We start from the raw sequence: 22,130 nt of genomic DNA on the forward strand, positions 1-22,130 counted from the left end.
TTCGCCCATGCCACGCGCTCATGACGACAACTGGGACCTGGCCTCCAGCGTGGGAGTGACCGCGACGATGGTCGCGGCGGGCCGCGCCATGGCGACCAGGGACCCCCGAGGCCTGATCAACGACCCGTTCGCCGAGCCGCTGGTGCGCGCGGTCGGGGTGGACCTGTTCACCAAGATGCTGGACGGCGAGCTCGACCTCGACGCGTTCGAGAACGCATCGCCGGCGCGCATGCAGGCGATGGCCGACGGAATGGCGGTGCGCACCAAGTATTTCGATGATTACTTCATCGACTCCGTCGGCGCCGGCGTGCGCCAGGCGGTCATCTTGGCGTCGGGCCTGGACTCGCGCGCCTACCGGCTGCCGTGGCCGGACGGCACGGTGGTCTACGAACTCGACCAGCCGCAGGTGATCGAGTTCAAGACGACCACGCTGGCCGGCATCGGCGCCGAACCCACCGCCACCCGGCGCACCATCGCCGTCGACCTGCGGCAGGACTGGCCGGCCGCGCTGCGCGCCGCCGGACTGGACACCACCGCCCCGACCGCGTGGCTGGCCGAGGGACTGCTGATCTACCTGCCTCCGGAGGCCCAGGACCTGCTGTTCGACAACATCACCGCGCTCAGCGCGCCCGGCAGCACCGTCGCGACCGAATTCGTGCCCGGCATCATCGATTTCGACCCCAGCCGCGTCCAGGACATGGCCGGCGTATTCCGGGAGCACGGCGTGGACGTCGACATGGCGTCGCTGGTCTACACCGGCGAACGCAACCACGTCGTCGACTACCTGCGGTCCAAGGGATGGGACGCCGAGGGCGTGCCGCGAACGGAACTGTTCCGGCGCAACCACATCGAGGTGCCTCCCCCGGAGCAGGACGATCCGCTCGGCGAGATCATCTTCATCAGCGGCAGGCTCGCGGGTTAGCTTCTTCTGGTCAGTCCCGCCTCGAAAGTCTTGGTGAGTTCGTCGACGATATCGGCCTCACTACGGCCCGCGGTCGCCTCTTCGTGCAGCGCCAGCATCGTCACCGCCGCGAACACGATGCGCACCGCGATGTGCGGGTCGTAGAGATAGCCGTGCCGCTGCGCGACCTCGGCCGTCAGCTGCTCAAGCCGGTCCAGCACCGGTGTCATGTGCGTACCGAAGGGGTCGGCGCTGAGCGCGCGGAACAGCGCCCGGTTGCCCCGGACCAGGGCCCACAGGCCCTCGACGTAAATGCGCATCAACCGGTGTGGTTGAGCGCCCGCCGCCAGCACGAGCTGCCATTCGATCAGTTGCTGGTCGACCAGCGCCTCGAAGGGCCGCAGCACCGCAGCGGCGAACAGCTGCTGCTTGGACTCGAAGTGGTTGAACAAGAGTTGTTCGGTGACCGTCGCACGCTCGGCGATCTCGCGAGTCGTCGCGTTCAAACCCTTGATCGCGAACAGCTCTCGCGCGGCGTCCAGCATCAACACCTGGACCTCGGCCGCGGTTCTGCGCCGGCGACGAATATTTTTGGTATCTGGCATCTTGAAATTCCCGACCACGCTCCTATAGAGTGCTCACTCTACAGCATCCGCGAGAATCGAGTAGACGATGCCGACTGCCGAAGTGGCCCTCAATTACTGGCCGAGCCGCTATCTCCCGCCCCAGGCCGGCGCTGATTTCGCCAAGCAGATCGAGGCGAGCGGTGTCGTCGACTGGTTTCAGACGTGGGACCAGTTGGTCAGCTTCTTCCCGCAGGCGCTGTGGCGCCCGGACGTCACGCCAATGGCCAACCTCAGTGCCGACTGCGACTCCTACTACAACGCCGCGATGGTCGCGCTGCTGGCGGCCACCGCGACGAGCAGGCTGAACATCACCACCACGCTGGACGCGGTGCGCAACGGCCCCGCGGAGTTGCTGCAACAGATCCTGACCCTGGCATCGGCGACACCCGCGAAGGTGGCGCTACAGTTGGCCGCGGGCGAGCTCAAGCAGTGTAAGCCGTTCGGCTGGAAGCGATCCCAGGGTCTGTCCCGGATGGAGGACATCTTCGCCATCGTGCGCAAGCTGCTGTCCACCGATGGGCTGGTCAGCCACGAGGGCAACCATTGGAACTACTCGGGCGCGTGGATCGGCACCCACTTTCCCACGGTCCCCGAGATCTGGGCACTGGGTGGCGGCCCACAGCTCATCGACATCGCGACCACCCACGCCGACGGTTTCATCAGCATGGTGCCCAGCGCATTCGCCACCCCCGAGCAGTGGGGCGAGCAGGTCGCCCGGATCGACGCCGAGCTGGAGCGCAAGGGCCGCGACCCGGAGACGTTCACCAACGGATTTTGGCCATTCGTCATCGCCTACCGCAGCGACGACGAACGCGAACGCCTGCTCAACAGTCCGATCACGAAGTGGATGGCCGCGGTGTTCGGGCGACTGCACCACGGCGCCTGGCGCGCCGAGGGCGAGCCGTTGATCTTCGAGGAGAACTGGCACTACGCGCTGAAGATGCTGCCGCACCAGATGAGCAGGCCCGAGGTCGACGAGATCGTCGCCGCCGTAACACCGTCCATGATCGAGAAGTCCTACATCATCGGCACCCCCGACGAGGTCGCCGCTGAGCTACAGAAGTACGTCGATGTGGGCGCTGACTACATCGCCCCGAGCGACCTCGCCCCGGCGATTTTCGAGGCCGATGAACAACCGCGGGCATTGGAGACGATCCTGCAAGTTTGCGCCCAGCTCAAGGGCGCCGGAGTAGGAGTTCTTCCGGTCTAGAGGCGCGAGTTGCCCAGCCACAGCGCGCTTGTACCGCTCAGCGTCTGCTCGACGTTGTCGAGCATCCCGGCGATCGCGCGACCCAGCAGCGCGCCCAGCGACGCGGCGGCCGGTTGCGACGAGGCCCGCGGTCGCACCAGGTCCAGCAGCGACGACCCCGGATAGCTGACGAGGCGCACCTCGGCGTCCTCGTCCAGGCCCGCCAGGACCTTGGCCCGGCGCACCGCGGCCCGGAAGCCGCCCAGCTCGTCGACCAGGCCGCGTTCCAGCGCGTCGGCGCCGGTCCAGACCCGGCCCCGCGCAACGGCTTCCACGGCTTCGGCGCTCAAGTCGCGGCCCCCGGCGACCCGTTCGACGAAGTCGCGGTAGAGGAGCTCGGCCTCGGCCTCACGATGCCGGCGCTGTTCCGGCGTGAACGGCGCGTCGACCGACCAGGCGTCCGCATTCGCGTTGGTGCGCACCGTGTCCGACGCGACCCCCAGGCGATCCTTGAGATCGCGCACCACCAGCTTGCCGGTGATCACGCCGATCGAGCCGGTGATCGTGCCCGGGTTGGCCAGGATCGCGTCGGCGCCCATCGCGACGTAGTAGCCGCCGGACGCCGCGACCGCACCCATCGACGCCACCACCGGCTTGCCGCGCTCGCGCGCCCGTGCCACCTCGCGCCAGATCGTTTCCGACGCGATGACCGCACCCCCCGGGCTGTCCACCCGCAGCACGATCGCGGACACCGAATCGTCGGCGGCGGCCTCGCGCAGCGCCGCCGCGATGGTGTCGGCGCCGGCGGTCGACGTGCCCAGCGGCAGGAACTGGGGGCCACCGCGTCCGGTGACGATCGTGCCGTCGACGGTGACCACGGCGAGCGTCGGCTTGGGCCGGCGGCCAGGGACGGACGGCACGGGCGGGCTCAGTCGTGGCCGGGAAGCGCCGGCGTAGCGCGCCAGGTAGAGCCGGGGCGACGTGTTCTCGTCCGAAACATCCTGCACACCAACCAGTTCCGCGATCCGTGCGTAGGCTTCGTCGCGGAATCCGATCCGGTCGACGAGGCCCGAGGCCACCGCGTCGTCGCGCAGGAGCGGGCCGCGGTCGGCCAGCTCGTCGAGCGCCGCCGGCTCGACCTTGCGGGACTCCGCGACCGCCCGCCACACCTGTTCCTGCAGGCTCTGCAGCATCCGCGTGACGGCCTCGCGGTGGGCCTCGGTGAAGCCGCCCTCGGTCAAAAGGTTTGCCGCCGACTTGTATTCGCCCGTCGCGATGATCTGGGCCTCGATCCCCGCCTTGTCGAGCGCGTCGCGCAGGAACATGGCGTTGCTCGCGAATCCGATCAGGCCGACGCTGCCCGAGGACTGCATCCACACCTCGCCGAACGCCGAAGCGAGGTAGTAGGACAGCGTGCCCGGGTAGGTCTCGGCCCAGGCCAGCGAGGGCTTGACGGCGCTGAAAGCCGCGATCGCCTCCCGCAGTTCCTGGACCGCGGCCGGCGGCGCCGCCGTAAGCTGCACGCGCGCGATGAGCCCGGCAACCCGCGGGTCTTCGGCCGCGCGGTGGATCGCCGCGACGGTGTCGCGCAGCGACATCGCTCGACTGCCCCCGGTGATCATCGCCACCGGGTCGAAGCCGGTGGTCTCCGGCGGCACCGAGCGCAGGTCGAATTCGAGCACGCAGCCGTTGGGCACGCCGTGGTGGCGCGCAGTATCGACGCGGCCGGCCAGGGCGCGCACGTCATCGAGGCCCGGGACAGAAGGCAGGAAACCGAACATATTCGCAGCCTACCGATCGGCCGCCGTACGGTGGTCGGGTGAGGTTTTCCATCGCGATCCCCCAATTCGACTATGACGGCTTCGACGCCTCAGGCCTTCGCGCCTACCTCGCCCGCGCCGAGGAGCTCGGGTTCGAGGCCGGCTGGGTGCTCGAGCAGATCATCGGCGAGGCGCCGCTGCTGGCGCCGTTGGAGCTGCTGGCGTATTGCGCCGCGTGCACCGAGCGGCTGCGCCTCGGGGTCGCCGTCCTGGTGACGTCCCTGCACGACCCGCTGCAGCTGGCCTCGTCGGCCACCGCGGTCGACCGGCTCAGCCACGGGCGGCTGGACCTCGGCGTCGGGGCCGGCGGCGGCTTTCGCCGATTCGACGCCTTCGGGGTCGAAAAGGCAACGTACATCTCGTATTTCACCGAGGGCCTGGAGCTGATGAAGGCAGCCTGGTCCGACGAGCCCCGGGTGACGTTTCACGGCCGGTTCCGCGAGGTCGACGACGTGCCGATCCAGCCCAAGCCGTTGCAGCGCCCGCATCCGCCGATCTGGTTCGGCGGGCTGGCCCCCAAGGCGCTGGCCAGGGCGGTGCGCCACGGTGATTCGTTTCTGGGCGCGGGTTCGTCGACCACCGAGGCGTTCGCCGGGGCCGTCACCGTGGTGCGCCGCGAGCTCGCCGAACAGCGGAAAGACCCCGCGCACTTCACGATTGGCAAACGGGTCTACCTGACAGTCGACGACGACGCCGCAAAAGCCCGCGAACGCGTCCTCGAAGGGCTCCACCGCATCTACGGAGATTCCATTCCCGGCGGCGAAGACGTGCCGGTGTCGGGCACGCCCGACGACGTGGCGCGCGGGCTGCGCGAGGTGATCGACGCGGGGGCCGAATACCTGCTGCTCAACCCCGTCGGCACCGACGTCGGCGAGAACCACGAACAGATGGAACGCCTTGCCGCGGAGGTCATTCCGCAGCTGAGCTGACTACAGCTCGGTGACCGAGCCGCCCGCCGCGGTGATCTTCTCGCGCGCGCTGCCGCTGAACTTGTGCGCGGACAGGTCGACCTTGACGGTCAGCTTGCCGTCGCCGAGGACCTTGACCAGCGAGTTGCGGCGAACCGCGCCCTTGGCCACCAGCTCGTCCACGCCGACGGAACCGCCCTGCGGGAACAGCCGGTTGATGTCGCCGACGTTGACGATCTCGTACTCGGTGCGGAACCGGTTCCGGAATCCCTTGAGCTTGGGCAGCCGCATGTGAATCGGCATCTGGCCACCCTCGAAGGTCGCCGGCACGTTCTTGCGGGCCTTGGTGCCCTTGGTGCCCCGGCCGGCCGACTTGCCCTTGGAGCCCTCGCCGCGACCGACCCGGGTACGCGCTTTCTTCGACCCGGGTGCGGGTTTCAGGTCGTGCAGTTTGATGGTCACTTGGCCTCCTCCACCTGCACCAGGTGGCGCACCACCGCGATCAGGCCGCGGGTCTGTGCGTTGTCCTCACGGACCACCGAATGGCGGATCCGCCGCAGGCCCAGGGTCCGCAGGCTCTCGCGCTGCTTCCAGCGGGCACCGATGGTGCTGCGCACCTGGGTGATCTTGAGCTGACTCATGGTTGCGCTCCCGAAATCTGAGCCTCACGCGCCGCCGCCGCACTGGCCAGTGCGTCGCTTTCCCGGCGCGCCTTCAACATCCCGGCCGGGGCGACGTCCTCGATCGGCAGTCCGCGGCGAGCGGCCACCTCCTCGGGACGCTGCAGGAGCTTGAGCGCGGCGACGGTTGCGTGCACCACGTTGATCGCGTTGTCGCTGCCCAGCGACTTGGCCAGGATGTCGTGCACCCCAGCGCATTCCAGCACCGCGCGGGCCGCACCGCCGGCGATGACACCGGTACCCGGGCTGGCGGGACGCAGCAGCACGACGCCCGCGGCGGCCTCACCCTGCACCGGATGCGTGATGGTGCCGCCGATCAGCGGCACCCGGAAGAAGCCCTTGCGTGCCTCCTCCACGCCCTTGGCGATCGCGGCCGGCACCTCCTTGGCCTTGCCGTAGCCGACGCCGACCATGCCGTTGCCGTCACCGACGATGACCAAAGCGGTGAAGCTGAATCGCCGTCCACCCTTGACCACCTTGGAGACGCGGTTGATGGCGACGACCCGCTCCAGGTAGTTGCTCTTCTCGCCGTCGCGATCACGACCGCCCCGGCCGCCACCGTCGCGCCGGCCGCGGCTGTCGCGGCCGTCACCGCGCGAGTCGCGGCTGTCGCGGCTTTCTGGGCCGCCGTGCCCGCCGGCCGACTGTTCCGCCATTATGCGGTCCTTCCAGTTGTCATCAGAAACTCAATCCGTTCTCGCGCGCGGCATCCGCCAGCGCCGCGATCCGTCCGCCGTAGGTGTAGCCGCCGCGGTCGAAGACCACGGTGTCGATGCCGGCCGCCTTGGCGCGCTCGGCGATCAACTGACCCACCCGCACGCTGCGCGCCTTCTTGTCGCCGTCCAGGCCGCGCACGTCGGACTCGATCGACGACGCCGCGGCCAGGGTGGTGCCGTTCTCGTCGTTGACCAGTTGCACGTGAATGTGCCGGGCGGAGCGGTGCACCACCAGCCGCGGACGCTGCGGGGTGCCCGCCAGCTTCTTGCGCAGCCGCGCGTGCCTGCGCAGCCGGGAGACCCGCCTGGTCGCGGATACGTTCTGCCCCACCGGCTTTCCGGCGGTGGGGGCGGTCTTTGCTTGCGCCATGACTACTTACCTGTCTTTCCGACCTTGCGGCGGATCTGCTCGCCCTCGTAGCGCACGCCCTTGCCCTTGTAGGGGTCGGGACGGCGCAGGCGGCGGATGTTGGCCGAGATCTGACCGACTTTTTGCTTGTCGATCCCGGTGACCGTGAACTTCGTCGGTGACTGGACCGCGAACGTGATGCCCTCGGGAGCCTCGATCACCACCGGATGGCTGTAGCCCAGCGCGAACTCGAGGTTGGAGCCCTTGAGCTGCACGCGGTAGCCGACCCCGAAGATCTCCATCTTGACGGTGTAGCCCTCCGTCACGCCGGTGACCAGATTGGACACCAACGTGCGCGACAGCCCGTGCAGCGAGCGGTTGCGCCGCTCGTCGTTGGGCCGGGTGACCACGATCGCGCCGTCGTCGTTGCGCGCCACCATGATCGGTTCGGCCACCGTCAGATTCAGGGTGCCCTTGGGGCCCTTCACCGAGACGTTCTGGCCCTCGATCGTTACGTCGACTCCAGTGGGGACCGGAACCGGCTGCTTACCAATGCGCGACATGTCTTAACCCCTCACCACACGTACGCGAGGACTTCGCCGCCCACGCCCTGTCTGGCCGCCTGGCGGTCGGTGAGCAGACCCGACGAGGTCGAGATGATCGCCACGCCCAGTCCGCCGAGCACGCGCGGCAGGTTGGTGGATTTCGCGTACACGCGCAAGCCCGGCTTGGACACGCGGCGCAAACCCGCGATGCTGCGCTCCCGGCTCGGCCCGTACTTGAGCTGGACGACCAGCGACTTGCCGACCCGAGCGTCTTCGGTATGGAAGTCGTTGATGTAGCCCTCGTTCTTGAGGATCTGGGCGATGTTGGCCTTGATCTTGGAGTGCGGCAACGTCACCTCGTCGTGATACGCCGAATTGGCGTTACGCAGACGCGTCAGGAAGTCTGCGATCGGGTCCGTCATCGTCATAGTTCAGTCCTATGTCCCGTCACCAGCTGCTCTTCTGCACGCCGGGCAGCTCACCCGCGTGCGCCATCTCTCGCAGGCAGATCCTGCATAGCCCGAACTTGCGGAACACCGCGCGCGGGCGTCCGCACTTGTTGCAGCGGGTGTAGCCGCGCACCGCGAACTTCGGCTTGCGCGCGGCCTTGTTAACCAGTGCCTTCTTAGCCATCTAGTCAGTTCTCCTTGAACGGAAAGCCGAGGGCCCGCAACAGCGCTCGTCCTTCGTCGTCGGTCGTCGCCGAGGTGACGACGTTGATGTCCATGCCGCGGACCCGGTCGATCTTGTCCACGTCGATCTCGTGGAACACCGACTGCTCGGCCAGTCCGAACGTGTAGTTGCCGACGCCGTCGAACTGCTTGGGCGAAAGCCCGCGGAAGTCACGGATACGCGGCAGCGCGATCGAGGTGAGCCGGTCGAGGAACTCCCACATGCGGTCCCCGCGCAGCGTCACCCGCGCGCCGATCGGCATGCCCTCGCGCAACTTGAACTGCGCGATGGACTTTCGCGCCTTGCGGATCTCCGGCTTCTGGCCGGTGATCAGCGCCAGGTCGTTCACCGCACCGTTGATCAGCTTGGCGTCACGTGCCGCCTCGCCGACCCCCATGTTGACGACGACCTTGGTGATGGTCGGGATCTGCATGACGTTGCCGTAGCCGAACTGCTTGTGCAGCGCATCCCGAATCTCGTTGCGATAGCGCTCTTTGAGGCGCGGCTGAACCTTCTCTGCGGTGGTCATGCTAGATGTCCTTGCCGTTGCGCTTGGAAATGCGGACGCGCTTGCCGGTTTCCTCGTCGACCCGGTAGCCGATTCGGGTGGGCTTGCCGTCCGAGTCGACCACCATCACGTTGGACACGTGGATGGGGGCCTCCTGCGTGACGATGCCGCCGGAGCGGGCGCCGCGCTGGTTGGTGGAAACCGCGGTGTGCTTCTTGATCCGGTTGACGCCCTCGACCAGCACGCGGTTGCGTTCCGGGTACGCCTGCAACACCTTGCCCTTGGCACCCTTGTCCTTGCCCGCGATGACGAGGACGGTGTCGCCCTTGTGGACCTTCATCTACAACACCTCCGGGGCCAGCGAGATGATCTTCATGAATCGCTTCTCGCGCAGTTCGCGGCCGACCGGCCCGAAGATGCGCGTCCCGCGCGGGTCGTTGTCGGGCTTGATGATCACCGCGGCGTTCTCGTCGAACTTGATGTAGCTGCCGTCGGGACGCCGGCGCTCCTTGACCGTGCGCACCACGACGGCCTTGACGACGTCCCCACGCTTGACGTTGCCGCCGGGGATAGCGTCCTTGACCGTGGCGACGATGACGTCACCGATGCCGGCGTAGCGTCGCGACGATCCGCCGAGCACCCGGATGCACAAGATCTCCTTGGCGCCGGTGTTGTCGGCAACCTTCAGCCGCGATTCCTGCTGAATCACTCGATCTCCTGACCTGGTTACGTTTGCACAGCAGGAAATCACCTGACATGCGCGGTCTTTGTCACCGAAGGGCACGCGGGGCCGATTCGCACCGGCCGAGGTCTGCCCAAGGCAACCCCTAGAGTCTAGGGGACGACCAGCTCAGAGCCAAATTCGGCTAGAAGGGCGGCGGATCGTCGTCGTGGGTGGGTGTGGCGGGTCCGGTGTAGCTCCAGGTTTCGGCGCGGCGGGCGGTGCGGGCCTGGCGGTTGTGTCGGCGTTCGGTGGCCACGTAGTGGGCCCGGTTTTGAGCGCGGGTCGTGGCGCGCAGCGGCATCTTCGCGGTGCGCTCGCCGCGCCGCTCAGCCGGGGTGACCCGATGACACGCCCGCGTCGGGGCGCACAGGCTGGGAAACACCAACGCGCTACCCGGAGTGGTCACATACGTCTGCCCGCCGGGCAGCCACCAGATCACCGTCCCATCGGGCAGCTGAGTTTCCCGCCACCCCCAAAACGTCTTCAGCAAATGATGCAGCCGGCACAGGCATTTCAGGTTCGACGCCTGCGTGGCGCCCCCGTCGGCATAGGGAATCGTATGGTCAAGATCGCAGTCGATGGCCGGTCGATCACAGCCCGGGGCCCGACACGTCAAATCCCGACACCGCACAAAATCCGCCAACACTTTGGACGGCACATAGCCCGGCTCCGGTGGCGCGTCCGCGGGATGGATCAGCGGCACCAGCTTGGCCGATCTGGCCAGCTCGGCCACCAGTTCGGGTGGGATCAGCCCATCGGCGCCCAGCTCCGATCCCGGGGCGCCGCCGCGTCCGTCCAGGGTGGCCTGCTCGGCGATCACATGAATCACCACCGGCGAGGCGGGCGGGCGGGTGCCGGCCGCGCAGTCGGCGCGCCCGCACCGACACCCCAGCCGGTCGGCCCCGACCGCCAGCGCGCCCAGCGCATCGGCGCGGCGCTGCTCCCGGGTGCGCGGATCATGTGGGCACACCGTTGCGGCCAACGCGTCCAGGCGCTCCTCGAGCGCGTGCGCGTCCGGGGTCACCAGGCTGCCCTGAATCTCCGAAAGCCCGCAGCCGACCAGATCCCCGATCCACACCCCGCGATCCACCTGACGCTCTTGCCGGCGCCGCACCGCATCCACATCGACGCGGGCCACAATCCGATCCACCTGGGCGGCGAGCCGGCCCCGCGTCATCGACGGCCAGCGCCCCACCTGGGCGGCCAGCTGGGCATCCACGGCCGCCAGCACCGCGGCGTCTTCGATTAGATCGGTGCGATACACCAGCGTCTGAAACAACCGGTAATCGATGTCGCCGGCCCGAAACACGGCTGCCACCGCCGGGAGACGCTCGCGCATCGCCAACGCGTAGCGCAAATAGCTCCCCGCCATGGCCAGGCTGGTCCGAAACGCCGCGGCCACTTCGGCACCCACCGCCGCCCAGGTATCCACCGCCCAATCCGCGGCCTCCCCACGCTGGGCGCGGCGCAGCTCGAACAACTCCCCGATCGCATCCAACCGATCCGCCGCCGCCCGCGCCTCAGCCCGCCCCGCCCCACACATCCGCGCCATCAGCGCCGCCGAACCCTCCGTGGCCGGGGGCTCCCAGTACTCATGCAGCCGCGTATCGAACATACGTTCGAGTATGCCATCGGCCTACGACAAGAAGGCCAGGTCGAGTGTCGATGGCAGGCGATGGTGTACGACCAGCGCCGTGGCCAGCGCGTAGGAATTTGTCACGAGATGACGTCCCACGCCTGGCCTGGATCGCCGTTGCAATATCGGGTGGAGACCCAAGCCCCAGGGCCCGGCCCGCCGAGGACACTGAGGCAGAGCCACCCCGGATCAGTCGTGACCGGGCCATTGGGGTCGAGATTCCAATTTTGGTTCCACATACCAATACAGGGCCCGAGGTGCGCAAACGCACTGTCGCCCGCCGGATTTATCAGGCACCCTCCGGGGAAAGCCACGTTCTGCAGCTGCCGGCCATTGAGGTACCAGCGCTGGGAGTCCGAACCGTTGCAGGGGTTGATCACCACCGCGGCGTAGTAGATCCCCGTCGGGGAGTCCAGACAAAAATCGCCTAGCCGGCTCCTCAACCGGACCGGGCCGTCGGCGTCCGCCGCGCCGGCGAACAGCACCGCGACGCACAGCAGTGCACTGACCATGCCAAGGGCCCGACCGACACCGCGCATCATCCGCGACTCACGCATCGTCCGCTCCGCCTTCTCGGTCTCGTCAACCCCCGCCACCCATACCACCACGGAGGCACCTTGGGTTCACCGGAAATGACGGCCGTCGCGTGGGCGTGTTGCTCGTCGCGCGAACGTCAGCTCGAATGTCGATACCAGGCGATGATGTACAGCACCAGCGCCGTGGCCAGCGCGATCAGCACCCAGATCACCACGGCCTGGTCGATCCACGAACCCGCGGGCGGGGTCCCGGGCAGGATGTTGCGCAGCGGGACGACGGCGAACAGCATCGCCGCATACCAGGTGGAGAACGGCGGCAGGAATTGCCTGCGGCCGGTCAGCATCTGAATGGCCACGAACAGCGCCAACGTCGGCAGCGTGATGAGGACCAGGCAGATGCCGAGGTCGAACACCAGCGGGCCCTTGGCCCTGTGCAGGGTGATGACGACGTTGTCCGGGCGATCGGGGTCGTTCGGGTTGCGCACGACCCGGGTGGCGGCGATGTCCCAGCCGTCGAGCTTTCCGGTCACTTCGACCCGACCCGGCTTCAATACGCGGTTTTCGCCGGACCCGATGAGGACGTCGGCCTGGACGGTATCGGTGCGGTAGGAGTCGAACGGCCAGTCGCTGGGATCACCGTGGGCCTCGATGGTGGTGGCGACCTGCGCCGGCAACTTCCCCACCGGGTACTGCAGGTCTCCCAGGTCGTTCTGCGGAAAGAGACGCACGGAGGTGTCGGTGTTCAACACGTTCAGGCGCTTGTTGATCATCGAATCGTCCGGCATCACCAGGACTTTCACGTCGAGGCGATTCGCCACCGTGTGCAGCTGCTCGAAACGCACCAAGACCACGGTGCCGTCGGCGGTGTTCAGCACCGGGTCGGGAAGCGGACCCGGCGCGGTCGCCAGCCAGTGGTAGCCGAGCAGCGACAGGACGTAGACGACGGCAACGCCAACGATGATCGAGATGTCGAGGACGAGGTGTCGTCGTCGCGGCTTACGCGCGGGCGGGTCGGCGGGTGCGGTTGGTGCTGCCGGGGCCGCGGCGTGGCCATTCGTGGGCAGCGCTACGACCACGTCCCGTTGAACCGACACGGACGCACATTAGCAACGGCGACGTTTGCTGGCACCTTGAAGCGAGCCCCGCTACGAGTTCTTAACACAGCGCGCTACCAGCTTTAACACAACACCGTTAACCGGCGCTGCCGAACGTCAGTCCCCTTGCCGCACCCAGGCGAAAATGTACAGGCTCATCGCCGTCACGAGCGCGATCAGCACCCACTGGACGATGGCCTGGTCGATCCAGGAACCGGGCGGGGGGGCGCCGGGGAGGATGTTGCGCAACGGGACGATGGCGAACAGGTTCGCGGCGTACCAGGTTGCGAAGGGCGGCAAGAACTTACGCCTGCCCAACGCCATCGGGATGGCCACCAACAGCGCCAGGGTGGGCAGGCTGATGAGCACCAGGCAGATGCCGAGGTCGAAAATCAGCGGCCCCTTGGCCCGCTTCAGGGTGACGACGACGTTCCCGTTGTCGGAACCGCGTTGGGTCGGCAGCGCGGCGGGGTCGTGCACCCGGTGGACGCTGACGTCCCACCCGTCCAGCTCCCCGGTTACCTCGACGCGGGCGGGCACCTTCTTGACGTTGTCGCCGGAGCCGACGAACGCATCGGCCGAGATCGGCTCGGTGCTGTAGGAATCGAAGGGCCAGTTACCGGGATCGCCATGGGCCTCGATGGTCGTGCTGAGTTGGGCGGGGGCTTTTCCTCTCGGGTAATGCAGGTCCCCCAGGTCGCTCGTCGGATACAGGCGCACGCCGACGTCGGTACCGAGCACGTCGAGGCGGTTGTCGTAGGCCGAAATCGCGGGGTAGACAAGCACATTCACCGTTAGTCGATTCGCGGTGGTCTTGAGTTCCTCGAGGCGCAGCTGCACGATGGTCGCGTCGCCGCCCCCCTGGCTCAGGTCCAGTGGGGGAAGCGGGGCCTCCGCCTCCTGCAACTGGTGGACGCCGAACAGCGACAGGGTGTAGGCCGAGACGACGACCACGAGGATGGCGATGCCGATCGCGATGCGCGGTTTCGACCGTTGTTTGCGTGGCGGTGGCGGCGGCGCGGGCGGCGCGTCCGAGGGCGGCGGCGGGGCGGGTGTCGTCGGGGCCTCGGTGGTCACTGCCACCCCACTGATGACATCTGGCTCGTCGACGGCCGACACGTGGCGATGCTAGCGAATCCGCGACGACCGCGCGCCATGACGAAAGGTCCGTCACTTACCGTCCATCCGGCGGTAACCCGCTTGTTGTTTTTGCCGCCTGAGGTGCGGCGCAGAGGGAGGCTCGGTTTGCTGACCGGCCGGCGCGAAGCAGCCTATCCCGACGGCGCATCCGCCACGCAGCGAAACCCGATGTGGGTCGTCGCGGTGTCCTGCGACTGGGGCGACCGCGCGGCCGGCCGGTAGCGGTGGCAGTACTCCGGCGCGCACAGGTGCGATCCGCCCTTCAATGTCTGGCTGACGCTCGGGTCCGGGGGTCCCGACGGTGCGCAGCAGGCTTTCGGCGGCTGATCGAGCCGGTGGTGCGCGGAAAACTCGGTGGCGGTCCACTCCCACACATTGCCGATCATGTCGAGCAGCCCAAATTCGTTGGGCGGGAACGCCCCGACCGGGGAGGTGCCCACCCAGCCGAGCGCTCCGTCGTTGCGGTACGGAAATTTTCCCTGCCACGTGTTGGCCATCAGCCGACCATCGGGGTTCGCCTCCTGGCCCCAGGCGTACGTCCACGAATTTCCGCCGCGGGCCGCGTACTCCCACTCGGCCTCGGTGGGCAGCCGCCGGCCGGCCCACCGCGCGTACGCCGCGGCGTCGGGATACGCCACCTGCACCACCGGATGGTCCGCCCGGCCCGCGAGATCGCTGTCCGGCCCGAACGGATTTCGCCAGCTGGCGCCCGGCACCCAGGCCCACCACTGGCGCCAGTCACGCAGGTCGACCGGCCCCGCCGTCGGGCGGAAGACCATGGCGCCCGGAACCAGGTCTGCAGGATCCGCGCCCGGGTAAAGCGCCGGGTCGATCGGTCGCTCGGCCACGGTGACATAGCCTGTGGCGAAAACGAATTCGGCAAATTGCGCGTTGGTCACCGGGTGCCGCTCCATCGCGAACGGGCCCACCGTCACGGTGTGGATCGGCGCCTCTTCGGGGTAGAAGCTCGTCGAGCCCATGCGGAACGATCCGCCCGGCAGGTCGACCAGCTCGGTAAGCACCCCTTCAGGGTAGGACGCGCCTCAGTCCGATTGTCGGTACCAGGTCAACATGTACAGGGCCATCGCGGCGACGAGCGCCATCAGCACCCAGATCACCAAGACCTGGTCGATCCAGGCGCCCGGCGGCGGAGACCCCGGCAGGAAATTGCGTATCGGGATAACGGCGAACAGCATGGCGGCGAACCACGTCACGAAGGGCGGCACGAATTTCCTTCTGCCCAGTGCGATTTGGATGGCCACGGCGAAAGCCAGGGTGGGCAGGGCGAACAGCACCAGGCAGATGCCCAAGTCGAAGATCAGCGGCCCCTTGGCCCGGTGCAGCGTGATGATCACGTTGTCGGGGCGGTCAGCCTCCTGGCTTGCTTCGCCCACCCGCTGGACGCTGGCGTCCCAACCGTCCAGCGCCCCGGTGACTTCCACCCGGGCCGGTATGTACTGGCGGGCGTCGCCCTGCCCGACGAGCACCTCCGCCGACAGGGTGTCGGTGCTGTAGGAGTCGAACGGCCAGTTGTTGGGATCGCCGTGCGCCTCGATCGTGGTGGCGACCTGCGCCGGCGACTTGCCCGCCGGGTATTGCAGGTCACCGAGGTCGTTCGCGGGGTCCATCCGCACGGCGGTGTCGGTCTTCAGCACATCGAGGCGCTTGTCGAACATGGAGTCCTCGGGAATCACGAGCACCTTCACGGTGAGGCGATTCGCGACGGTTTCCAGCTTCTCCAGCCGCACCAGCACGACGGTGTCGCCGGTCGCGTTCAAATCCGGCGGCTTGATCGGTGCCGCCGATTTGGCCAGCAAATGGACCCCGAACAGCGACAGGCCGTAGACGATGAGGAACGCCACCAGGATGCCGATCACCAACAGCGTGCGCCGGCGGCCTCGAGCGGGGGGCGCCTCGAGCGGTGCGGCGGCCGGTTGCTCCGGTGGTGTTGGAGGCGGCGGAGCCGGTGGGGCTTGATGGGTCATCGGTCGACACCTCCGTTGGATTGCGGCAACTCGGCCGGCCATGCGCGGATTGATCGTAGCGAACCGGTCGTGTCAGCGCGACGGGTCGGAATTTACTTCATCAATCAGGTAATTTGCGTCAACCCGCCGAACCGTTGTTCGCCGCCCAGCGAAACCCGGCGGCCCCCCAATTGCTGACCCGTTCATCCGTTGTTGGTTTGCCTGTTAATTCGGTGGCTGTAAAAGTCTGAGGTGTATCCCCCCGCCTGGAGGCAATCACCGTGAAGCACAAGCGCTCAGCCGGCGCCATCAGCTTGCTGGCCGCGGCCGCGATGGTGAGCTCGGCGTGCACCAACTCCCACGCGACCCTGGCGTATGCCGCGGGCGCCAAGGTCGACTGCGGCGGCAAACAGACCCTGATCGCCAGCGGGTCGACCGCGCAGGCGAATGCCATGACGAAGTTCGTCGAGGCGTACCACCGGGCCTGCCCGGGACAGAACCTCAACTACACCGCCAACGGGTCGGGCGCCGGGATCAGCGAATTTCTTTCGGGCAAGACCGATTTCGGCGGATCCGACACACCGCTGGCCGACGATCAATACGCCGCCGCCAAGCAGCGGTGCGGCGGTGCCGACGCCTGGAACCTGCCCGTGGTGTTCGGCCCGCTGGCCATCACCTACAACCTCGGCGCCGTCGACTCCCTGGTGCTCGACGCGCCCACCCTGGCCAAGATCTTCAACGGCACCATCACGCGCTGGGACGACCCGGCGCTTACCGCGTTCAACGCATCAATGCCGGCAGAGGACATCAAAGTCATCTACCGCAGCGACGCGTCCGGCACGACCGACAACTTTCAGGACTACCTGCAGTCCGCGTCCGGCGGGGCGTGGAAACAGGGCACCGGCAAGACGTTCAAGGGTGGGGTCGGCATCGGCGCCGCCGGCAACAAGGGCACCTCGGAGCTCGTGAAAACCACCGAGGGCGCGATCGGCTACAACGAGTTGTCGTTCGCGCTGCAGCAGGGTCTTTTCGCCGCCGAGATCAAAACCCCGGCGAGCCGCAGGTCCCTGCGCCCGGTGCGGATCGGCACCGACACGGTCGGCAAGACGATCATGGGCGCCAAAATCACGGGCGCCGGCAACAACCTGGTGCTCGACATTTCGTCGTTCTACAACCCCGCCCAACCCGACGTCTACCCGATCGTCCTGGCCACCTACGAGATCGTCTGCTCGAGGTACCCCAACGCCGACGACGCCAGGGCGGTCAAGGCGTTCCTGCAGGCGGCGATCGGGCCGGGCCAGGTGGAGCTGGCCCGCAACGGCTACATCCCGCTGCCGCCCGACTTCCAATCGCGGGTCTCCAGCGCCGTCGACGCCATCAGCTCGGCGGGCGCGGCGGTCGCGGAGTAGGCGGTCAGCCCTTCTTCGGCGATCTTCGATCGCGTTGCTGCCACCAGCCGGAGAGGAACAGGGCCATCGCGGTGACCAGTCCGATCAGGACCCAGAGCACGACGGCCTGGTCGATCCAGGAACCGTACGGCGGGCTGCCCGGCAGGATATTGCGCAGCGGGACGATGGCGAACAGCATCGCGCCGTACCACGTCACCATCGGCGGCAGGAACGAGGTCCTGCCCAACGCCACCGGGATGGCCACCCACAACGCCAGCACGGGCAGGGCGATCAGGACGAGGCAGATTCCGATGTCGAAGATCAGCGGGCCCTTGGCGCGCTTCAGGGTGATGATCACGTCGTCCTGGACGTCCGGGTTGGAGTCCGAGGGGTCATGGACGCGGGTGACGGTGGCGTCCCAGCCGTCGAGCTTTCCGGTCGCCTCGAGGCGCGCGGGTGACTTATCGCGGTTCTGCCCGGAGCCGGTGAACACGTCGGCCGCGATGACCTCCGTCTTGTAGGTGTCGAAGGGCCAGTTGCCGGGATCGCCGTGCGCCTCGATGGTGGTGCTGACCTGCGCAGGCGCCTTCCCGACCGGGTACTGCAGGTCACCGAGGTCGTTCTCCGGGTAAAGGCGCACGGCCGCGTCGGTGGTGAGCACCCCGAAGTTTTTGTCGTACAGCGAATCCTTCGGATAGACAAGGACATTCACCGTCAAGCGGTTGGCGACGGTATCCAGTTTCTCGAGACGGACCTGCACGACGCTGTCTTCGGCCTCGACTTTGCTCAGGTCCACCGAGGGCAGCGGGGGCGCCGATTTCGCCAGCAGGTGCACGGCGATCAGCGACAGGACGTAGATGACGATCAGGGCGACGATGATCCCGAACGCGATCGCGAGGCGCGGTCCTCGTGCCTCGGGTGGCGCCGGCGGCGGCGGTGCTTCGGTGGTCATTGGGGCATCACGGGGCCAGATGCTACCGCCCGCCGGTCCTGAAACAGCTCTTTTCAGGGGATGACGACGGCAAATTGCTGCATCACCGTGGATTTCGCCGCGTCGAAGCCGGGCGCGCCCACCGGTCCGTCCAGCTGGACGGCCACCAGGTAGGCCTTGGTGTTGGTCCAGATGTGGGTGATGCGGTCGGCGAAGTCGACCCCGCCCGGAACGGTGCCGGTCAGCACCTGGCTGCTGTAACCGCAGAACGGCGCGGCCGTGACGGTGAGGGTGCCGCCGGGTTTCTTGGTGCGCAGGTCGGCGGTGTAGTGCAGGAACGCCCCGCCGGGATCGAGGTCCGTCGGCGCGATCGTCACCCGCACCGACATGCCGTCGGGACCGGTCGACGTCAGCGCCACGTCCCCGGCGCCGCGGGTCGAGTTCCAGCCGTCGGGCAGGGGCAGGACGATCACCGGTGCCACCGGATCCGGCACCCAGGCCCTGGCCATGGTCCCGCCGGCGGGCGGCGGCGGAAAGCACGCCACGGCGTTGGGCGGGATGTGATCGGGCACCGTGACTTGGACGCCGGGTACCGGCTCGGCCGGGTCGGACAGCCTGGGCGCACTGGGGCGGATGGCGGTGCCGCCCGTGGTCTTCTCGCAACCGACGACGACGCCCGTTGCCAGACAGAGCAGGCCGACCGCCAGTTCAGTCGCGCGAAAACGCAAGCGCGAGTTCCCTTTCCACGTCCTCGTACGGCCTGCCCGAGAAGTCGACGGTGACCTGGGCGATGGTGCCGCCGGTGAAGGCGAACGGCGCCTTGTAGCGGCTCGACACACGCGATCCGCCGTTGTGTCCGACGGTGATGCCGGCCCCCGCCAGCCCGAAGGTCCCGGGGTGGGTTGTCACGTCCGGCAGCGTGCCGACCACGTCGTCGTCGACGAACAGCGTGAGGTCACCGAGCGGGGTATGGCTGTTCTCGACCGTTCCCGTCCGCGCATAGCGAACCCCGAACATGTGTCGCCCCAGCGGCACCGGGCCGGACGAGGAAATCAGCTGCTGGCGTTCACCGAGGAAGTTGTAGACGTAGTGCAGCCGACCGTCCTGGACGAAGAGCACGTGCCCGCCGTGGGCTCCGCCCTGCTTGAACAGCACGCCCTCGGCGCCGGTGGTATCCACGGTCACGTCCGCGAGCACGGCGAACGAGCGGCCGCGAATCTCCGCGGCCGCGCCGATGCCGACGTCCGCGCAGTGTGGATAGTACGTGTAGCTGGGCCGTTCGCCGACCAGATAGGGACGTGAGCGCATCATCGTCTCGATGATGTTCAGGTCCGACAGGGGCAGCCCGTTGTACTTGGCGGCCTCGGAATACCACAGCGCCTTGAGCTCCTCGAGCTTCTCGGGTTGCTCGGCGGCGAGATCGTGGCATTGGCTGCGGTCCGCCTCGATGTGGAACAGCTCCCAGCGATCCGCGTCGAAGTGCGACCAGCCCGCCGGGGTGGCGGCATGGACGGTGTTGGCGAACCAGCCCTCGTGCCAGATCCCGCGGGTGCCCAGCATGGTGTAGAACTGGGTCCTCTTGCCGGTGTCGGCAGCGGGATCCGCAAGGGCCGCTTTGAAACTCACGCCGTCCAGGGGTTTCTGCGTGATGCCCTTGACCGTGTCCGGCGGCGTCATCCCGAGCAGGTCGTAGATGGTCGGGGTGATGTCGCAGACATTGACGTAGTTGTCGCGGACCTCGCCGTGCGCGGCAATGCCGTTGGGCCAGGAGACGATCGCCGTGTCGGCGATGCCGCCCTCGTGCGAGGCGTAGCGCTTGTACAGCTTGTACGGCGTGTTGAACGCCATCGCCCACCCGATCGGGTAGTGGTTGTACGTCTCGGGCCCGCCCAGGTGGTCGAAGAGCTTCATGCTCTCCTCGACGGTGTCGATGTAGCCGTTGAAGAACTTGCCCTCGTTGACCGACCCATTTGGCCCGCCCTCACCGCTGGCGCCGTTGTCGGAGATCACCACGATGATGGTGTTGTCCAGCTGCCCGGACTCCTCGAGATAGTCGAGGATGCGGCCGATCTGGGCGTCGGTGTAGCTCAGGAAACCGGCGAACACCTCGGCCATCCGGCTGAACAGCTTCTTTTCTTCGTCTCCCAGCGAGTCCCACGGCCGCACAGTGTCCTGCATCGGCCAGGGTTCGCCGCTGGGTCCCTTCACGTCGGCGTACGGGTTCACCGGGGACAGTTCGGTGTCACGTGGCACGATTCCGATCGCCTTCTGGTTTTCCAGCACGATCTCGCGGTAGCGCTCGTAGCCCATGTCGAACTTGCCGGCGTAGCGGTCCGCCCATTCCTTGAAGACGTGGTGCGGGGCGTGGCCTGCGCCGGGGCACACATAGCTGAACCACGGCTTGTCCGGCGCGATCACCTTGGCGTCGCGGATGAACTCGATCGTCCTGTCCGCGATGTCCTTCGACAGGTGGTAGCCGTCTTCCGGGGTGCCCGGCGGGTTGACCGGGTGGTTGTCGTACACCAGGTCCGGGTACCACTGGTCGGTCTCGCCGCCCATGAACCCGTAGAACCGCTCGAATCCGCGCGAGGTGGGCCAATGCCGTTTCGTTGCCGCCAGGTTCGACTCTTCCAGCGGCGTCAGGTGCCACTTGCCGACGCAGTAGGTGTTGTAGCCGCGTTCGGCGAGCACCTCGGAGATCAGCCCGGTGTCGGCGGGGATCCGTCCGTTGCAGTTGGGGAAGCCATCGGTGAATTCCTCGATGGTGGCCATGCCGACCGTGGTCGCGTTGCGCCCGGTCAGCAGGGACGCTCGCGTCGGCGAGCACAACGCGGTGGTGTGGAACTGCGACAACCGCACGCCGCGCTCGGCGATCCGCGTCATCGCGGGCATCTCGACCAGGCCGCCGAAGCAGTCCCACGTCGCGATCCCGGTGTCATCCCAGACGAGATAGAGGATGTTCGGCGAGTTCTCCGGCGCCGTCGGCGCCGCGTAGGGGCCCCAGTCCGGCTCGGAATCGCGGATATCGAGCTCGATCTTGCCGTTGAATTCCGTTGTCATGCCAGCCTCGCCCCGGGGTGGATAGCGCTCGATTGAGGTCGCCCGGAGATTACACCCGCGATGTGTGCGTTGGCTGAGAAATCCGCGACGGCGCTACCGGTTTGCGACGCAGCCACCATCGCACGGTCAAGAACGGAACCGTCCACCCCAGCCACGCGCCGAGACCGGCGACGAACCACAGGTAATGCTCCGCATTGCCGCTAAAGACGCTGTCGCGCAACGGCTGCAGCGAGACGAAGAGGACCGGCGTCCAGATCCGGTTGGTGATGATCGACAGCGCAAGCGTCGCGCTGGTGATCATGTGGCGACGGTGTTCGGCGAACCGGCGCTGCCGCGCCGCGAGGTAGCCGTCGATGGTGAACCACAGCCACAGTGACGCCAGAAAGACGTTGCTGACCGCCAACAGCGGGCCGAACGGCGTCGCCGCCCCGATGGCCATCGCGCACACGGCGGCCGCGGTGGCGGCCCCGAAATAGATCCGTCCCACGCGTCGGTGCAGCGCGGGTCGGCGGGTCCGCAGCCCGGGCCAGATCTGCAGCACGGCGGCGACCATCGCGACGCTCGCGAACATCACGTGGCCCACCAGCAGCGGGTAGTGCAGCGCGAACGTGGGCGGCACGCGCGTCCGCCCGGTGAAGTACGGCGGCAGGGAGCAGGCGAGGAAGGCGACGACGACCAAGGCCAGGGCCACGGCGAGCGGTTTGCGACGGGAAGCGGATTTTGCGTATGCCATACGCAGAAGC

General features: G+C 67.6%; 26 protein-coding genes. 4 read left to right on the plus strand and 22 right to left on the minus strand.

The genetic code is table 11. The annotated features are described in order from the left end of the window. Nucleotides 1-7 precede the first annotated feature (7 nt). Nucleotides 8-922, plus strand: a complete 915-nt coding sequence (locus AC5Y2S_RS10150; RefSeq protein WP_499955990.1) for a class I SAM-dependent methyltransferase — start codon at nucleotides 8-10, stop codon at nucleotides 920-922. On the opposite strand, the gene AC5Y2S_RS10155 is transcribed toward AC5Y2S_RS10150, so the two are convergent. Further along, nucleotides 919-1,506, minus strand: coding sequence for a TetR/AcrR family transcriptional regulator (locus AC5Y2S_RS10155; protein ID WP_499955991.1), 588 nt, complete (start codon nucleotides 1,504-1,506; stop codon nucleotides 919-921). The two genes, AC5Y2S_RS10150 and AC5Y2S_RS10155, sit on opposite strands and share 4 nt — an antisense overlap. Nucleotides 1,507-1,573: 67 nt before the next feature. On the opposite strand from AC5Y2S_RS10155, the gene AC5Y2S_RS10160 reads away from it, so the two are divergent. After that, entirely contained in the window at nucleotides 1,574-2,737 is a 1,164-nt protein-coding gene (locus AC5Y2S_RS10160) for an LLM class flavin-dependent oxidoreductase (RefSeq protein ID WP_499955992.1), read from the plus strand. On the opposite strand, the gene sppA is transcribed toward AC5Y2S_RS10160, so the two are convergent. Further along, nucleotides 2,734-4,497 (minus strand): signal peptide peptidase SppA, encoded by a 1,764-nt coding sequence (sppA, locus tag AC5Y2S_RS10165; protein WP_499955994.1) that lies wholly within the window; start codon nucleotides 4,495-4,497, stop codon nucleotides 2,734-2,736. The two genes, AC5Y2S_RS10160 and sppA, sit on opposite strands and share 4 nt — an antisense overlap. Before the next feature lie 38 nt (nucleotides 4,498-4,535). On the opposite strand from sppA, the gene AC5Y2S_RS10170 reads away from it, so the two are divergent. After that, nucleotides 4,536-5,465: an LLM class flavin-dependent oxidoreductase gene (locus AC5Y2S_RS10170; RefSeq protein ID WP_499955996.1), complete on the plus strand. Its 930-nt coding sequence runs from the start codon at nucleotides 4,536-4,538 to the stop codon at nucleotides 5,463-5,465. On the opposite strand, the gene rplO is transcribed toward AC5Y2S_RS10170, so the two are convergent. The 16 genes from rplO to AC5Y2S_RS10250 form a co-directional block, all read right to left on the minus strand. Next, a complete protein-coding gene (gene rplO / locus AC5Y2S_RS10175; protein WP_067006245.1) occupies nucleotides 5,466-5,906 on the minus strand; it encodes a 50S ribosomal protein L15 in 441 nt (146 codons plus the stop codon). Next, nucleotides 5,903-6,085: a 50S ribosomal protein L30 gene (gene rpmD, locus AC5Y2S_RS10180; RefSeq protein ID WP_067006248.1), complete on the minus strand. Its 183-nt coding sequence runs from the start codon at nucleotides 6,083-6,085 to the stop codon at nucleotides 5,903-5,905. Before rpmD ends, rplO begins: the two co-directional genes overlap by 4 nt. Continuing rightward, nucleotides 6,082-6,780 carry a 30S ribosomal protein S5 gene (gene rpsE / locus AC5Y2S_RS10185; RefSeq protein WP_499955998.1) on the minus strand — a complete coding sequence of 233 codons (699 nt, stop codon included), beginning with the start codon at nucleotides 6,778-6,780 and terminating at the stop codon, nucleotides 6,082-6,084. Before rpsE ends, rpmD begins: the two co-directional genes overlap by 4 nt. A 22-nt stretch (nucleotides 6,781-6,802) precedes the next feature. Then, nucleotides 6,803-7,171: a 50S ribosomal protein L18 gene (gene rplR / locus AC5Y2S_RS10190; protein WP_499901876.1), complete on the minus strand. Its 369-nt coding sequence runs from the start codon at nucleotides 7,169-7,171 to the stop codon at nucleotides 6,803-6,805. A gap of 41 nt (nucleotides 7,172-7,212) precedes the next feature. Beyond that, nucleotides 7,213-7,752 (minus strand): 50S ribosomal protein L6, encoded by a 540-nt coding sequence (gene rplF, locus AC5Y2S_RS10195; protein WP_499956000.1) that lies wholly within the window; start codon nucleotides 7,750-7,752, stop codon nucleotides 7,213-7,215. 11 nt (nucleotides 7,753-7,763) lie between these two features. Next, on the minus strand, nucleotides 7,764-8,162 hold the full coding sequence (rpsH, locus tag AC5Y2S_RS10200) for a 30S ribosomal protein S8 (RefSeq protein WP_067158795.1): 399 nt from the start codon (nucleotides 8,160-8,162) through the stop codon (nucleotides 7,764-7,766). 19 nt (nucleotides 8,163-8,181) lie between these two features. Further along, nucleotides 8,182-8,367, minus strand: coding sequence for a type Z 30S ribosomal protein S14 (locus AC5Y2S_RS10205; RefSeq protein WP_003873499.1), 186 nt, complete (start codon nucleotides 8,365-8,367; stop codon nucleotides 8,182-8,184). Between the two features lie 4 nt (nucleotides 8,368-8,371). Further along, nucleotides 8,372-8,935, minus strand: a complete 564-nt coding sequence (rplE, locus tag AC5Y2S_RS10210) for a 50S ribosomal protein L5 (RefSeq protein ID WP_499901693.1) — start codon at nucleotides 8,933-8,935, stop codon at nucleotides 8,372-8,374. Between the two features lies 1 nt (nucleotide 8,936). After that, nucleotides 8,937-9,254 carry a 50S ribosomal protein L24 gene (gene rplX, locus AC5Y2S_RS10215; protein ID WP_085097010.1) on the minus strand — a complete coding sequence of 106 codons (318 nt, stop codon included), beginning with the start codon at nucleotides 9,252-9,254 and terminating at the stop codon, nucleotides 8,937-8,939. Next, the gene (gene rplN / locus AC5Y2S_RS10220; protein WP_003403649.1) at nucleotides 9,255-9,623 is read right to left on the minus strand and encodes a 50S ribosomal protein L14; all 369 of its coding nucleotides are present in this window, start codon (nucleotides 9,621-9,623) and stop codon (nucleotides 9,255-9,257) included. Between the two features lie 157 nt (nucleotides 9,624-9,780). Then, the gene (locus tag AC5Y2S_RS10225) at nucleotides 9,781-11,253 is read right to left on the minus strand and encodes an HNH endonuclease signature motif containing protein (protein ID WP_499956002.1); all 1,473 of its coding nucleotides are present in this window, start codon (nucleotides 11,251-11,253) and stop codon (nucleotides 9,781-9,783) included. 101 nt (nucleotides 11,254-11,354) lie between these two features. Continuing rightward, nucleotides 11,355-11,831 carry an Rv1419 family lectin gene (locus AC5Y2S_RS10230; RefSeq protein ID WP_499956513.1) on the minus strand — a complete coding sequence of 159 codons (477 nt, stop codon included), beginning with the start codon at nucleotides 11,829-11,831 and terminating at the stop codon, nucleotides 11,355-11,357. A gap of 116 nt (nucleotides 11,832-11,947) precedes the next feature. After that, nucleotides 11,948-12,886: a DUF4436 domain-containing protein gene (locus AC5Y2S_RS10235; protein ID WP_499956514.1), complete on the minus strand. Its 939-nt coding sequence runs from the start codon at nucleotides 12,884-12,886 to the stop codon at nucleotides 11,948-11,950. 135 nt (nucleotides 12,887-13,021) lie between these two features. Further along, on the minus strand, nucleotides 13,022-13,981 hold the full coding sequence (locus AC5Y2S_RS10240; protein WP_499956515.1) for a DUF4436 domain-containing protein: 960 nt from the start codon (nucleotides 13,979-13,981) through the stop codon (nucleotides 13,022-13,024). A 194-nt stretch (nucleotides 13,982-14,175) separates the two neighbouring features. Next, nucleotides 14,176-15,066 carry a formylglycine-generating enzyme family protein gene (locus tag AC5Y2S_RS10245; RefSeq protein WP_499956004.1) on the minus strand — a complete coding sequence of 297 codons (891 nt, stop codon included), beginning with the start codon at nucleotides 15,064-15,066 and terminating at the stop codon, nucleotides 14,176-14,178. Between the two features lie 21 nt (nucleotides 15,067-15,087). Then, entirely contained in the window at nucleotides 15,088-16,029 is a 942-nt protein-coding gene (locus AC5Y2S_RS10250) for a DUF4436 domain-containing protein (protein ID WP_499956005.1), read from the minus strand. Between the two features lie 260 nt (nucleotides 16,030-16,289). Between AC5Y2S_RS10250 and pstS the strand changes: the two genes are divergently transcribed. Beyond that, nucleotides 16,290-17,417 carry a phosphate ABC transporter substrate-binding protein PstS gene (pstS, locus tag AC5Y2S_RS10255; protein ID WP_499956006.1) on the plus strand — a complete coding sequence of 376 codons (1,128 nt, stop codon included), beginning with the start codon at nucleotides 16,290-16,292 and terminating at the stop codon, nucleotides 17,415-17,417. Between the two features lie 4 nt (nucleotides 17,418-17,421). On the opposite strand, the gene AC5Y2S_RS10260 is transcribed toward pstS, so the two are convergent. From AC5Y2S_RS10260 to AC5Y2S_RS10275, 4 genes are read right to left on the minus strand one after another with little or no spacing between them, the layout of a single operon-like run. Next, a complete protein-coding gene (locus AC5Y2S_RS10260) occupies nucleotides 17,422-18,348 on the minus strand; it encodes a DUF4436 domain-containing protein (protein WP_499956007.1) in 927 nt (308 codons plus the stop codon). A 53-nt stretch (nucleotides 18,349-18,401) separates the two neighbouring features. Next, complete coding sequence (locus AC5Y2S_RS10265) at nucleotides 18,402-19,055, minus strand: hypothetical protein (protein WP_499956009.1); 654 nt, start codon at nucleotides 19,053-19,055, stop codon at nucleotides 18,402-18,404. Next, nucleotides 19,036-21,387: a sulfatase-like hydrolase/transferase gene (locus tag AC5Y2S_RS10270; RefSeq protein ID WP_499956010.1), complete on the minus strand. Its 2,352-nt coding sequence runs from the start codon at nucleotides 21,385-21,387 to the stop codon at nucleotides 19,036-19,038. The genes AC5Y2S_RS10265 and AC5Y2S_RS10270 overlap by 20 nt, the downstream gene beginning before the upstream one ends. 49 nt (nucleotides 21,388-21,436) lie before the next feature. After that, a complete protein-coding gene (locus AC5Y2S_RS10275; RefSeq protein WP_499956011.1) occupies nucleotides 21,437-22,120 on the minus strand; it encodes a DUF2306 domain-containing protein in 684 nt (227 codons plus the stop codon). Nucleotides 22,121-22,130: the final 10 nt, after the last annotated feature.

Source organism: Mycobacterium sp. NGS69, from assembly GCF_059812165.1.

Bases quoted from the DNA above. Each gene is read 5' to 3' on its own strand.
- AC5Y2S_RS10150 (WP_499955990.1), top strand. From the start codon at position 8: ATGCCACGCGCTCATGACGACAACTGGGACCTGGCCTCCAGCGTGGGA.
- AC5Y2S_RS10155 (WP_499955991.1), bottom strand. From the start codon at position 1,506: ATGCCAGATACCAAAAATATTCGTCGCCGGCGCAGAACCGCGGCCGAG.
- AC5Y2S_RS10160 (WP_499955992.1), top strand. From the start codon at position 1,574: ATGCCGACTGCCGAAGTGGCCCTCAATTACTGGCCGAGCCGCTATCTC.
- sppA (WP_499955994.1), bottom strand. From the start codon at position 4,497: ATGTTCGGTTTCCTGCCTTCTGTCCCGGGCCTCGATGACGTGCGCGCC.
- rpmD (WP_067006248.1), bottom strand. From the start codon at position 6,085: ATGAGTCAGCTCAAGATCACCCAGGTGCGCAGCACCATCGGTGCCCGC.
- rpsE (WP_499955998.1), bottom strand. From the start codon at position 6,780: ATGGCGGAACAGTCGGCCGGCGGGCACGGCGGCCCAGAAAGCCGCGAC.
- rplF (WP_499956000.1), bottom strand. From the start codon at position 7,752: ATGTCGCGCATTGGTAAGCAGCCGGTTCCGGTCCCCACTGGAGTCGAC.
- rpsH (WP_067158795.1), bottom strand. From the start codon at position 8,162: ATGACGATGACGGACCCGATCGCAGACTTCCTGACGCGTCTGCGTAAC.
- AC5Y2S_RS10205 (WP_003873499.1), bottom strand. From the start codon at position 8,367: ATGGCTAAGAAGGCACTGGTTAACAAGGCCGCGCGCAAGCCGAAGTTC.
- rplE (WP_499901693.1), bottom strand. From the start codon at position 8,935: ATGACCACCGCAGAGAAGGTTCAGCCGCGCCTCAAAGAGCGCTATCGC.
- rplX (WP_085097010.1), bottom strand. From the start codon at position 9,254: ATGAAGGTCCACAAGGGCGACACCGTCCTCGTCATCGCGGGCAAGGAC.
- AC5Y2S_RS10225 (WP_499956002.1), bottom strand. From the start codon at position 11,253: ATGTTCGATACGCGGCTGCATGAGTACTGGGAGCCCCCGGCCACGGAG.
- AC5Y2S_RS10230 (WP_499956513.1), bottom strand. From the start codon at position 11,831: ATGCGTGAGTCGCGGATGATGCGCGGTGTCGGTCGGGCCCTTGGCATG.
- AC5Y2S_RS10250 (WP_499956005.1), bottom strand. From the start codon at position 16,029: ATGACCCATCAAGCCCCACCGGCTCCGCCGCCTCCAACACCACCGGAG.
- AC5Y2S_RS10260 (WP_499956007.1), bottom strand. From the start codon at position 18,348: ATGACCACCGAAGCACCGCCGCCGCCGGCGCCACCCGAGGCACGAGGA.
- AC5Y2S_RS10270 (WP_499956010.1), bottom strand. From the start codon at position 21,387: ATGACAACGGAATTCAACGGCAAGATCGAGCTCGATATCCGCGATTCC.
- AC5Y2S_RS10275 (WP_499956011.1), bottom strand. From the start codon at position 22,120: ATGGCATACGCAAAATCCGCTTCCCGTCGCAAACCGCTCGCCGTGGCC.